Raw genomic sequence first — 11,823 nt, forward strand, 5'->3', positions numbered from 1 at the left:
TTAGTCCTCTAAATGCGGGGCCCGGTCAGGCGGCGGTGGCGGCGGCCTCGGGGGCGACGGCCGGGCGAGGGGCTCGCGGGGCCGGGCGACGCATCGTGAGCGCGGCCAGCACGCCCAGCAGGAGCACAGCCGCCGGCAGCAGCAAGGTCACCCGGGCCGCGTCCGTAAGTCCATTGTGGACGGCTTCGAGAGCGAGCCGCTGAGCCTGCTCCGCCACATCGGCGGGAAGCCCCGGAATGGCCGCCTGTCCGGAAGAGCCGAACTCGCCGGTCGATTCCGCGGCCTTCGCGATGCCTTCCGCGAACGGGGCACGGTACGGCTCCGGCAACGCTGTCGCGGCCGAAGCCGCCTCGTCGGCGATCGACACGCTGATCCGAGCCTGCAGCAGCACGCCGACGGCGGCACTGCCGAGTACGCCGCCGACCTGGCGGGCGGTGTTGAAGATGCCCGACGCGGTCCCGGTGAGCCGCGGTTCCACCGAACTCATCGCCAGGTTGCCCATGGGGGCGAAGATGAACCCGATCCCGGCGCCCGCCACCAGCAGCGCCGGGGTGAGCGCCCACGCGTTCGCGTCGGCGTGGGCCAGCAGGGCGACGAGCGCCATTCCCGCGGCGAGCGCGCTCAGGCCGATGACGAGCAGGATCTTGCCGTTGACCTTGTCCGACGCCTTGCCGACGAACGGGCCGATCATCCCCGCCAGCAACGACATCGGCGCGAACAGCAGGCCGGTCATCGTCGGGGATTCGTCGAGCACGGCCTGGAGGTAGATCACCAGCGGCAGGAACATACCGGTCATCGCGAAGCCGACGGTGACCGAGGTCAGGGTGCCCGCCGAGAAGTTGCGGTTGGCGAAGACGGTCAGCGGCAACAACGGTTCCTTGCGATTGAAGCGTTGCCACACCACGAAAGCGATCAGCAGGGCGACGCCGGCGCCGATGATCTCGAACACGGTGATCGGCCCGAACACCCGCCCCCAGTCGTACTGCTGTCCATTTTGGACGCCGTATACCAGGCAGAACAGTCCGGCGCCGGAAAGCAGGATTCCCGGCACGTCGAAGGAATGCGAGTGCTTCGGCTGCCAGTCCGGCACCTTGAGCAGCGCCAGCGCGAGCGCGACCACGCCGATCGGCAGGTTGACGACGAAGATCCATTCCCAGCCGAGGTGGTCGACGAGCACGCCGCCGAGCAACGGTCCGGTGATCGCCGCGATCCCGGCGACGCCGCTCCAGAGTCCCATGGCCGGTCCGCGTTTCGACGGCGGGAACAGATGGCTGATGAACGCCAAGGTCTGCGGCGTCATCAAGGCGGCCCCGAGTCCCTGCACCGCGCGGGCGGCGATGAGCATCTCGACCGAACCGGAGAGACCGCACCACAGCGAGGCGAGCGTGAACACCACGAGGCCCGCCGCGTAGACCCGCTTCGGGCCGAAGCGGTCGCCGAGGCGGCTGGCGAACAACATCGGTACCGCGTAGGCCAGCAGGTAGACGCTGATCACCCAGACGATGGCGTTCAGCCCGGCGCCGAGTTCGCGCAGCATCGCGGGAATCGCGGTCGAAACGATCGTGGTGTCCAGCAGGATCATGAAGAAACCCAGGCACAGCGCGGAAAGTGCCGCCCAGGGATTAGCTTGTCTTGCGTTCATCGGGTTCGTCCTCGGTGACCAGGTTCAGTTGTGGGGTGCAGTGGCCCTGGAACCGGATGCGGCCGGATTCCAGGTCTTCGATGAGCTTCTGGGTCCACTCGAGCTCGAAGGCGCGGTGCGCGGTCGTGTAGGACCAGTCGAGCCAGTAGACCTCTGGAAGGTGTTTCTCATTGACCAGGCTGTCGAGTACGACCTGGTCCGACGCGGTGGCCGCCTGTAGCTGAAGCACGCGGTTTTTGAGCTGGGCCACGGAGACTTCCGGGCCCAGTTCGTCGATGACGGCAAGCCCGCTGAGGAACTCGGGGTACTCCTCGGCCGGGGTGCTGAGCATGCCCTTGGCCCGGTCGACGAACTCGTCGAGGCCGGCTTCGGTCATCGTGTAAACGGTCCGCTCGGGCCGCTTCCCGTCCCGCTGTGTTTCGACGACCTCGATAAAACCGTTCTGTACCAGGCGATCCACGGTGTGGTAGAGCGATCCGGCCTTCACCTTGACGCGCCTGCTGACGTAGCGGTCCCGCATCAGCTGCGCCATTTCGTACGGATGCATGGGCCGCTCGTGGAGGAGTTCCAGCACCGCGATGGCGAGCGGGGTGAGCTTCGCGGCCATGAGTGATCCTCTCGGAAGATTCCGTACTGATTATTCCGCATGGACTATATGCGATGAACCGCTCGATACTCAAGGAGCCTTCGCGTACGAAGATCGCCGACGCGTACAGCGTGCGCAAGCGAAGGCGAGGCACGCTCAAGGGGCGGGGACGGGGAGGTTCATGACGAACGCCGTGGTCTGGGGCGTTGTCAGGTCAAGCTGGACCGCTGCGCCTAGTTCAGGCGTCTCGGCCCGATTTCGCGCTCGAGGAAGCGGTGGTACTCGATGGCCGCCACCGAGTTCTCCAGCTGTTCGAACGTGGGCGCGGGGAGCGCGCCGTTGAAGACGATCGTCAGGCTCTTGCGCGGGATGTTGATGACGTACGGATCGACGCCGAGTTCTTCGCAGTGTTCGCGCAGCACGGCGGTCCAGTGATCCAGATCCTCGTCTTCACCGAGATGTTCCCATCGCGCGACGATCCAGTTGCCGTTGATCAGCTGACCCGCCATCTCCCGCGGATCGTGGACCATGTACGGCTCGGCGATGTCGTTCATCGGTCCAAGTGCTCGATGAGCGCGGCGAAGGACTCGGCCGGGACCACCAGGATCGGCCGGATCTCGTCCGGCAGGGCCCCTTGTTTGGTGTCCCGGATGCCGACCAGGCCGGACAGCCCGCCGACTTCGACGCAGGCGTTCTCCTCCCAGTGCGTGTAGGTCGACTTGTGCCAGCCGGTCATGCGTTCGTGCCAGTTGGTCATCGGAGTGCCTTTCCCCAGTGACTGTTTCGGCAAGTAGACGGGTTGCGTGGAAGCAAAGTTGTCAATTTCGGGTGATCTACCGCCGCGGTTCGGTGAACGGTCCGTGAAGGGCCCCGAAATCGCGCTCAGCGCAGGAAAAGGGACCTTCACCGACAGCCGCTTTACATACGATGCACTCTCGGGGTGCATAGAACCAAGAGTCCTTGGTCACTGGAGCGGTTCAGTCGGCGAGCGCCCGGTAGTCGGCCGCGATCCGCGCCAGATGCGAGCACGCGACGTCGTCGTAGGTGGCGTAACGCTCGACTTCGGCGAAGTTCTTCTCGTAGTCGGCGACTTCCCGTTCGTCCGTGACGAGCGCCGTGGCCGTCTGCGTCCCGAGGAGCACCGCGCGCGAGTCGTAGATGTCGAAACCGTGGAGAACGGCGACCGAGACCGGCGTCGTCCACGGGATCACGCCGAGCCGTACCCGCCGGTGGCAGGACAGGTCGATGAGGTGGTCGAGCTGGGCCGCCATGGTCCTCGCCCCGCCCATGTTCCAGCGCAGGGCGCCTTCGGTCAGCACGAAGTGGAACTCACGCTTCGATTCGAGGATCCGCTGGCGCTCCAAGCGGGCTTCGATCGTCTGGTCGCGTTCGCCGTCCGGCAGTGAGTCGCCGAACAGCGCGGTGATGTAGTCGCGGGTCTGGAGCAGGCCGAACACGATGGTCGGCTGGAAACTCCGGATCCGGGCGGACGCGGTCTCGATCTTGCCGATGCGCTGCTGCATCCGCCAGGCGCCCCGTTGCAGCACGACGCGGGCGGACGACGCCTCCTCGCGCAGGTCGCGGGTGATCGTGACCAAGGCCCGCCGCACCTTCGCCGAGGCGCGATAGGCGTGGCACAGCGCCACGACCTGGTCCTCGGTCGGCATGAACGCGCCGGTTTCGACCCGGGAGACCTTGGACTGGCTGAGGCCGGTGAGCCTCGCCGCCTCGGTGCCGGACAGACCGGCGGCTTTGCGCAGGCGGCGCAGCTCGGTGGAGAGGTGGTCCTGGTTCGTCACGCACGGCCTTCTGAGGCGGATCCGGTCGACAGGACTGTCACTCTAGTCCGCGGGAACAGGATCCGTGCTCCTTCGATCGCGCGTCAGCGAGGGAGAGCCGAGGCCCGCCAGGCACCCTCGCCGGGGGCGAGCGGGGCGCGCACGAGCGAAGCCTTGTCCGCCCACCACGAATCCCGTTTCGGTGCCGGTTCCGGTGCTCGCGCACTGGCCGCCGCCACGACGACGGCGGTCAGCGCGGCGAGTTCGGCGTCGCTCGGATTGCCGCGGACGACCCGCAGCAGCGGGGTTTCGGGCGTGCTCACAGCGGGATGTTCCCGTGCTTCTTGGGCGGCAGCGTCTCTCGTTTGCCCTGGAGCAGCGAAAGCGCCTTCGCGATGTGGCCGCGGGTGTGCGCGGGCACGATCACCGAATCGACGTAACCGCGCTCGGCCGCCGCGTACGGGTTCAGGAGGGTGTCTTCGTACTCCTGGATGAGTTCGGCCCGCAACGCGTCGACGTCCTTGCCGTCGGCGGCGGCCGCGGCGAGGGTCTTGCGGTGGACGATGTTCGCCGCGCCCTGCGCGCCCATGACCGCGACCTGCGCGGTCGGCCAGGCGAGGTTGACGTCGGCGCCGAGGTGCTTCGACCCCATGACGTCGTACGCGCCGCCGTACGCCTTGCGGGTGATGACGGTGACGAGCGGGACGGTCGCTTCGGCGTAGGCGTAGATCAGCTTCGCGCCGCGCCGGATGATCCCGTTCCATTCCTGGTCGGTGCCGGGCAGGAAGCCGGGGACGTCGACGAAGGTCAGGACCGGGATGTTGAACGCGTCGCAGGTGCGCACGAACCGCGCGGCCTTCTCGGACGCGTCGATGTCGAGGCAGCCGGCGAACTGGGTCGGCTGGTTCGCCACGATGCCGACGCTGCGCCCGTCGACCCGGCCGAAACCGACCAGGATGTTCGGCGCGAACAGCTCGTGCACCTCGAGGAAGTCGCCGTCGTCGACGACGCGGTTGATGACCTCGTGCATGTCGTACGGCTGGTTCGGCGAGTCCGGGATGAGCGTGTCGAGTTCGCGGTCGGACTCGGTGACGGCCTCGAAGAACCCGGGCTTCGGAGCGTCCGTCTCGAAATGCGGCGCTTCGGAGAGGTTGTTCGCCGGGAGGAAGGAGAGCAGTTCCTTGACGTACGCGATCGCGTCCTCGTCGTCGGAACCGAGGTAGTGCGCGTTACCCGAACGGGTGTTGTGCGTGCGCCCGCCGCCGAGCTCCTCGAACGAGACCTCTTCACCCGTCACGGTCTTCACGACGTCCGGGCCGGTGATGAACATGTGGGAGGTCTTGTCGACCATCACCACGAAGTCGGTCAGCGCGGGGGAGTAGACGTGCCCGCCAGCGTTGGCGCCCATGATCAGCGAGATCTGCGGGATGACGCCGGACGCCTTGACGTTGCGGTTGAAGATCTCGCCGTAGAGCCCGAGCGAGACGACGCCTTCCTGGATCCGCGCGCCGCCGCCCTCGTTGATGCCGATGATCGGGCGGCCGGTCTTGATCGCCAGGTCCATCACCTTGACGATCTTTTCGCCATAGACCTCGCCGAGCGAACCACCGAAGACGGTGACGTCCTGGCTGAACACACACACCGGACGGCCGTCGACGGTGCCGTAGCCGGTGACGACGCCGTCGCCGTACGGCCGGTTCTTCTCCTGGCCGAAGGCCGTCGAGCGGTGCTTCGCCAGTTCGTCGAGTTCGACGAACGATCCTTCGTCCAGCAGCAGATCGATCCGCTCGCGAGCGGTCTTCTTGCCCTTGGCGTGCTGTTTCTCCACCGCCCTCGCGGAACCCGCGTGCACCGCCTCGTCATACCGGCGGTACAGGTCGGCCAGCTTCCCGGCCGTGGTGTGGATGTCCGGTTCGTCCTCGGGTGGCGTCCCGAGCGGCTCCGTCGCACTGCTCATGAAACCGCAGCCTAGCTACTCGACGGTCACTTCGCGTGTGGCGTAGGCAACGTCCGTCATTGGAGGGAAGCGCGCACCAGACCCGACTCGTAGGCCGTGATCACCAGCTGTGCCCGGTCCCGCGCCGCGAGTTTGTGCAGGAGGTGGCCGATATGGGTCTTCACCGTCGCCAGCCCGAGGTGCAGTGTCCCGGCGATCTCGTCGTTCGACAGGCCACGCGCGATCAGGCTCAGTACCTCGCGTTCGCGTGTGGTGATGTTGTCGAGCGACGCCGCGACGCGCCGGCCCGGTTCGGGCAGCCGGGCGAATTCGGCGATGAGCCTCCGCGTGATCGACGACGCGAGCAGTCCCTCGCCCGCCGCGACGACCCGGATGGCCGTCAGCAGCTCGGCGGGCGGGGTGTCCTTCAGCAGGAACCCGCTCGCTCCCGCGCGCAGGGCCGAATAGACGTAGGCGTCGAGGTCGAAAGTCGTCAGCATCAGCACATGGACGCCTTCGCAGGCCGCCGACGCGCAGATCCGCCGGGTCGCTTCGATCCCGTCCAGCTCCGGCATCCGGACGTCCATCAGCACGACGTCGGGGCGTTCCTGCTCGGCCAGTTCCGCCGCCTCCACGCCGTCGCCCGCCTCGCCGACGACTTCGAGGTCCGGCGCGCTGTCGACGAGCACGCGGAAACTGCCGCGCAGCAACGCCTGGTCGTCGGCGATCAGTACCCGGATCATCGCGTCCCCACTTCCTTGACGGCGTACGGCAACCGCGCGAACACCCGGAATCCCCCAGCGGGCAGTGGTCCCGCTTCGAAGTCACCACCGTAGACCGCGACGCGCTCACGCATGCCGACCAAGCCGTGCCCGCCGACGGTCGCGGGCGAGCCTTCGCCCCGCCCGTCGTCGACGATCTCGACGCTGATCTCGCCCGGGCCTCCGGTGATCGTGACCCGGCAGGTGGACGGCCCCGCGTGCTTCACGACGTTGGTCACCGCCTCCTGCGTGATGCGGTAGATCGAAAGCGCGACGCCTTCGGGGAGTTCGTCCACCACCTCGCCGGTCAGCTCGACGCGCACCCCGGCCTGCCCGGCGCGTTCGGCCAGGGTCCGGAGATCGGCGAGTTTCGGGGCGGGGCCGAGCGCGGCCTCGGGTGTGCCGTCGCCCGAGCGAAGGACGCCGAGCATTCGCCTTAGTTCGACGAGGGTTTCGCGGCTGGTGAGTTCGATGACCCGCAACGCTTCCCGCGCTTCTTCGGGCTGCTCCTTCGCGACGTGGTTTCCCACGGCGGCCTTCACCGCGATCAGGCTCATGCTGTGCGCGACGACGTCGTGCATTTCGCGCGCGATGCGCAGTCGTTCGTCGGAAACCGCCTGGTGCGCCTGGGCGTCGGCGAGCTGGGCGAGGTTCGCTTGCCGTTGCCTCGCCGTCCAGCCGAGCGCCCACGAGCCCGCCAGCCCGCCGCCCGCGAAGGCCGTCGAAGCGAGCGTGCTCGGCCCGAGGTGCAGGAGTTCGAGGAACACCACGACGACCAGGCCCGCGCCCATCGCGATCAGCGAACGGGGGCGCGGGTGTTCCAGTGCCACCGTGTAGAGGGCGGCCGCGGTCGCCAACGCGGACGCCGGGCCGAGGCCCCCGCCCGCGAGCGAGGCGGGGACCATGGTGCCGAGCGCGAGGAAGTAGGCCGTCACCGAATGGCGGCGCCGCAGCACGATCGCGGTCGCGCAGGCGCCGACCGCGGCCCAAGCGAGCCATACCGGGATCGCGACGGTGAACGTCCACGTCTTCGCCGCGAGGTTCCCGCCGACGGCCACCAGGAGCACCAGCGCGAGGAGGACGTCGATCGTGTGCGCCACTCGATTGGGGAACATCGGCGGCTGTTTCATACGGCGAACTTAGCCGGACGGATGGCGTGTGCGCGTCCGTCCGGTGGAGGTCATCCCCAGGGTGGAGATCAGCTTCCGTAGGCCGCCGCGAAGAACTCCTTCAGCTTCTCGCGCCAGCTTCGCAGCGCGTCGGGCACGTCGTCGTCCTGTCCACGCGGGACCGTCTGGGTCACCTCGACCATGGTGCCGTCGAGTGCGGAGTGGGTGAACTCCCAACGGACGACGCCACCCCGGGGCAGGGAGAGCTCCAGTAGCCGCGGCGGAAGCGGATCACCAGCTCGGCGCCGGTTTCGAGGACTTCGCCGTCGGCGAGCCCGAATTCCTCGGTATAGGCCTCGATGAGACCGACCCAGTCCTCGGGCGGGTCCTGCTCTTCGCCGTCGAGCAGCGCCGCGAGCGCGACGAGGCAGCTGTCCCAACCGGCGGCCGTGCGACCTGCCGCGATCCGGGCGATGGCGGGTTCGCCCCGGCCGAACGTATGCGTGAACAGCAGACGGCAGCCGTCCTCCTCCGGGTTGATTTCCCAGCGAAGGACGTCGTCGTTCCAGCTGAACGCGAACACGCGCGGCGCGTCGGCTTCGAGGACCTTGCCCGCTGTCGGAGTCTCTTCGCCCTCAAGGTGAACTCGATGGTCCCGCCCGGCCGCGGATCGACGGTGACCGCCGCGGGGAACCATCGCGCGAGTTCCGCCGGTTCGGTGACCGCCCGCCAGACGCGCTCGGGACTGTGCGCGAGCCGTCGTTCGAGGCGGAGTGCTGGGCGTTCTCCGACGGTTTCCAACCTGGCGCGACCGGCCACGGATACCTCCTAATGTGCCTCCAGAGGAATATAACCGTGAAGGAATACTGGGTCAAACGCCGCGCAGGGCGGCCACCGCGCTCTTCAGTTCGGGGTCGGCGTGGGCCTTGTCGAGAGCCGTCGTCAAGACCTCCTGGTAGGTCGGCTCGGTTTCGGCGTACCGCTTCCTTCCTGTTTCGGTGATGCAGGTGTAGACCCCGCGGCGATCGTTCTCGCAGGGGTCGCGGTCGGTCAGGCCGGCGTCTTCGAGGCGGACGACCATCCGGCTCACGGAACTCTGGTTGAGCCCGATCGCCTCGGCGAGTTCCTGCATGCGCAAGACGCCCTTCTCGGTGGCGGCCAGCTTGCCGAGCGCGCGGAACTCGGAGAGACCGAGCCCGTGCCGCCGCTGCAGTGCCTTCGCGAGTTCTTGTTCGATGCGCCCGTGCAGCGTGAGGACGCGACCCCACGCCAGTTCATCGGCGGTCATGACGACCTCCCTCGATTCGCTTGACAGCAGTTTACATGCAGTGACAGCATCTGTTTGCACATACATGTACTTTGGAATCACTTCGGAGGGGATCGCGATGACCGAGGACCGAAGCTTCCTGTTCCTGCTGGGGAGCGCCCGTGCGGGCGGGAACACGGAGATGCTGGCGAGGCGGGCGGCGAAGGAGTTGCCCCGGAGTGTCAAGCAGCGGTGGATCCGGACGTCCGAGCTGCCGCTGGCGCCGTTCGTCGACCGGAAACACGACGGCGAGGACTTCGTCCCGCCCGCCGGAAACGAGCGGGCGCTGTTCGACGCGACCATGGCGGCCACGGATCTGGTGATCGCGTCACCGGTCTATTGGTACAGCGTGTCGGCGTCGGTGAAGCTGTACTTCGACCACTGGGCGGCCTGGCTGGACCAGCCCGAACTCCGCTTCAAGGAGCAGATGCGCGGTAAGACCCTGTGGGGAGTGAGCGCCCTTGCCGAGCAACCGGAGCAGGCGGAACCGGTGATCGGAACCCTGCGCAAAACCGCCGAATATCTCGGAATGCAGTGGGGTGGGCAGTTGCTCGGCAACGGGAGCCGCCCTGGTGACGTCCTGCTGGACGAGGGGGCGCTCAAGGCGGCCGTGACCTTCTTCGCGGGGGCGGACCTCGTGCGCGCCTGAGCTTCAGGAGGTGTGGACGCCGATTCCGCTCCGGCCTGGAGCGAGGTCGTCGCGCAGGACGAGGTTCTCGTCGTAGTCGCCGCCGTTCTGGGAACGGAACGGGATCGGGTCGCTTGTGGACAGTGTCCGCAACCGGTCGCGCAGCGCTTCGGCGGCGACGTCGTACTGCTCGGCGCTGACGCGGTCGGCGCTGTGGACCGTCAGCGGCGGAAGGACGGACATTCCCGCGTACCACAGGGTTCCGTGCTGCAAGGGGAACAGCAGATCGTTGATCTCGCCGTTCACGCCACGCGGTCCGATCGTGGCTTCCGGAGCGCCCGCGGTCAGCAGGACCATGGCACGCTTTCCGGCCAGCTTCCCCTCGCCGTAACGCGCCGTTTTGCCGTCGGGACGCTGGACGCCGTAGGCGAAACCCTTGACGAAGACGCGGTCGAACCAGCCCTTGAGGATCGCGGGCATTCCGTACCACCACAAGGGGAACTGGACGATCACCGTGTCCGCCCACGTCAGTTTTTCGTGCTCCGCCCGGATGTCCTCGCTCAGTTCGCCCGAGGCGAAGGCGTCCTTCGAGGTCGCGCCGACGATCATCCGGTCGCCGCCGGCCGCCGAGCCGAAGTCGTCGGCGTCGACGACGGGCTTCCATTTCATCGCGTACAGGTCGGATTCCCGGACGTTCGCGCCCTGTTCGCGGAGCGTGCGCACCCCTTCGTCGCGCAGGGAGCCGCTGAGGGACCGAGGTTCCGGGTGGGCGAAGATCCACAACACGTTCATGTCTTCAAGGTCTCTCGGTCGCCTCAGGGAATCGAGTGGCCTGATGGCCAACATGTGCAAGAATCGAGCCATGGGCTTTTTCACGCGTCCGGGTCGCCATCGGGTCGCCGTGCTGGTCCGGCACGGCATGCTGGTGATGGAGCTGGGCATCGTCGTCCGGCTGTTCGGCACGGCCAAATCGGCCGACGGCGAGCCGCTGTACGAGGTCGTCACCTGCACGCCGGAGCCCGGGGAGATCCGGACCGACGCCGACGTCACCATCTCGGTCCCGCGCGGGCCGGAAGTGCTGGCCGAGGCCGACACCGTCGTCATCCCGGCGTCGTCCACCGAGTACGAGCCGTCGGGGCACGACCTCACCGAACCGCTCGCGCGTGCCTTGGCGCTGATCCGGCCGGACGCCAGGATCGCGTCGATCTGCACGGGCGCCTTCGTGCTCGCCGCCGCCGGACTCCTCGACGGCCGGAAGGCGACCACGCATTGGCGCTCCGCGCTGGATTTCCAGGCGACGTTCCCGAAGGTCGACCTCGATCCGAACGTGCTCTACACCGACGACGGCAACGTGCTGACCGCGGCGGGCGTCGCGTCCGGCATCGACCTCTGCCTGCACATGATCCGCTGCGATCACGGTGCCGCGGTCGCGAACGAGGTCGCGCGCGGAACGGTCGTCTCGCCCCATCGGGAAGGCGGGCAGGCGCAGTTCATCCGCCGTCCGGTGCCGGAACCGCAGTCCTCGTCGACCTCGGCGGCGCGGGCCTGGGCGCTGGAAAACCTCGACCGGCCGCTGACGTTGCGCGAACTCGCGGCGAAGGAGTCGATGAGCACGCGGACGTTCACGCGGCGTTTTCGGGAAGAGGTCGGGATTTCGGCGTTGCAATGGCTCACTCAGCAGCGGGTCGAACGGGCTCGCCAGCTGCTCGAAGAGACCGACCTGCCGGTGGACCGGATCGCCACCGAGGCGGGTTTCGGCACCGCCGCGTCGCTGCGCCAGCATCTGCAGGCCGCGTTGGGGGTCTCGCCGAGCGCGTACCGGAACACCTTCCGCGAGGCGGTCTAAAAGAGGTAAGGCAAACGTGGCATGTCCGTGAAGGCCTCCTTCCCTACTTTGAGGGTCAGGGTCCCGGCAAAGTCGAGGTAGGGCGGGCCTGATTCTGGATGCCGCGGGGCTGCAGGTGCGGTTTCGGGGGAATGGCGTGAGTGGCGATTCGGGTGAGGGCCACTGGTGTCTTAGGTACCTGCCATCGGGCGACACGCGTGATCCGACGGAGGGCACGCGTGAGTGAACGGA

13 protein-coding genes and 1 pseudogene are annotated in these 11,823 nt (G+C 67.7%); 2 read left to right on the forward strand and 12 right to left on the reverse strand.

The features are described from left to right. Window positions 1-25: 25 nt before the first annotated feature. The 11 genes and pseudogenes from ACZ7KI_RS04735 to ACZ7KI_RS04785 all read right to left on the reverse strand — a co-directional run bounded on the left by ACZ7KI_RS04735 (window position 26) and on the right by ACZ7KI_RS04785 (window position 9,100). Window positions 26-1,642 (reverse strand): DHA2 family efflux MFS transporter permease subunit, encoded by a 1,617-nt coding sequence (locus ACZ7KI_RS04735; RefSeq protein WP_470271823.1) that lies wholly within the window; start codon window positions 1,640-1,642, stop codon window positions 26-28. Then, window positions 1,623-2,249 carry a PadR family transcriptional regulator gene (locus ACZ7KI_RS04740; RefSeq protein WP_470271824.1) on the reverse strand — a complete coding sequence of 209 codons (627 nt, stop codon included), beginning with the start codon at window positions 2,247-2,249 and terminating at the stop codon, window positions 1,623-1,625. The genes ACZ7KI_RS04735 and ACZ7KI_RS04740 overlap by 20 nt, the downstream gene beginning before the upstream one ends. Before the next feature lie 212 nt (window positions 2,250-2,461). Beyond that, window positions 2,462-2,782 (reverse strand): hypothetical protein, encoded by a 321-nt coding sequence (locus ACZ7KI_RS04745; protein ID WP_470271825.1) that lies wholly within the window; start codon window positions 2,780-2,782, stop codon window positions 2,462-2,464. Continuing rightward, window positions 2,779-2,985 (reverse strand): DUF397 domain-containing protein, encoded by a 207-nt coding sequence (locus ACZ7KI_RS04750; RefSeq protein WP_470271826.1) that lies wholly within the window; start codon window positions 2,983-2,985, stop codon window positions 2,779-2,781. The genes ACZ7KI_RS04745 and ACZ7KI_RS04750 overlap by 4 nt, the downstream gene beginning before the upstream one ends. Window positions 2,986-3,205: 220 nt before the next feature. Further along, window positions 3,206-4,027 carry a helix-turn-helix domain-containing protein gene (locus ACZ7KI_RS04755; protein ID WP_470271827.1) on the reverse strand — a complete coding sequence of 274 codons (822 nt, stop codon included), beginning with the start codon at window positions 4,025-4,027 and terminating at the stop codon, window positions 3,206-3,208. Window positions 4,028-4,110: 83 nt separating this feature from the next. Next, window positions 4,111-4,329: an acyl-CoA carboxylase subunit epsilon gene (locus tag ACZ7KI_RS04760; RefSeq protein ID WP_470271828.1), complete on the reverse strand. Its 219-nt coding sequence runs from the start codon at window positions 4,327-4,329 to the stop codon at window positions 4,111-4,113. After that, complete coding sequence (locus ACZ7KI_RS04765; protein ID WP_470271829.1) at window positions 4,326-5,963, reverse strand: acyl-CoA carboxylase subunit beta; 1,638 nt, start codon at window positions 5,961-5,963, stop codon at window positions 4,326-4,328. Before ACZ7KI_RS04765 ends, ACZ7KI_RS04760 begins: the two co-directional genes overlap by 4 nt. A gap of 56 nt (window positions 5,964-6,019) precedes the next feature. Beyond that, window positions 6,020-6,685, reverse strand: a complete 666-nt coding sequence (locus ACZ7KI_RS04770; RefSeq protein WP_470271830.1) for a response regulator — start codon at window positions 6,683-6,685, stop codon at window positions 6,020-6,022. Further along, a complete protein-coding gene (locus ACZ7KI_RS04775) occupies window positions 6,682-7,833 on the reverse strand; it encodes a sensor histidine kinase (protein ID WP_470271831.1) in 1,152 nt (383 codons plus the stop codon). The genes ACZ7KI_RS04770 and ACZ7KI_RS04775 overlap by 4 nt, the downstream gene beginning before the upstream one ends. A 169-nt stretch (window positions 7,834-8,002) precedes the next feature. Beyond that, a pseudogene (locus tag ACZ7KI_RS04780) lies at window positions 8,003-8,631 on the reverse strand (SRPBCC family protein). A 52-nt stretch (window positions 8,632-8,683) separates the two neighbouring features. Next, window positions 8,684-9,100 carry a MarR family winged helix-turn-helix transcriptional regulator gene (locus ACZ7KI_RS04785; RefSeq protein ID WP_470271832.1) on the reverse strand — a complete coding sequence of 139 codons (417 nt, stop codon included), beginning with the start codon at window positions 9,098-9,100 and terminating at the stop codon, window positions 8,684-8,686. 97 nt (window positions 9,101-9,197) lie between these two features. On the opposite strand from ACZ7KI_RS04785, the gene ACZ7KI_RS04790 reads away from it, so the two are divergent. Further along, window positions 9,198-9,767, forward strand: coding sequence for a flavodoxin family protein (locus tag ACZ7KI_RS04790; RefSeq protein WP_470271833.1), 570 nt, complete (start codon window positions 9,198-9,200; stop codon window positions 9,765-9,767). Window positions 9,768-9,770: 3 nt separating this feature from the next. Here ACZ7KI_RS04790 and ACZ7KI_RS04795 read toward each other — a convergent pair whose 3' ends face one another. Beyond that, entirely contained in the window at window positions 9,771-10,538 is a 768-nt protein-coding gene (locus ACZ7KI_RS04795) for an NAD(P)H-dependent oxidoreductase (RefSeq protein WP_470271834.1), read from the reverse strand. Between the two features lie 43 nt (window positions 10,539-10,581). Between ACZ7KI_RS04795 and ACZ7KI_RS04800 the strand changes: the two genes are divergently transcribed. Further along, the gene (locus tag ACZ7KI_RS04800) at window positions 10,582-11,592 is read left to right on the forward strand and encodes a GlxA family transcriptional regulator (RefSeq protein ID WP_470271835.1); all 1,011 of its coding nucleotides are present in this window, start codon (window positions 10,582-10,584) and stop codon (window positions 11,590-11,592) included. Window positions 11,593-11,823: the final 231 nt, after the last annotated feature.

It is taken from the genome of Amycolatopsis sp. NPDC039088 (assembly GCF_055598845.1).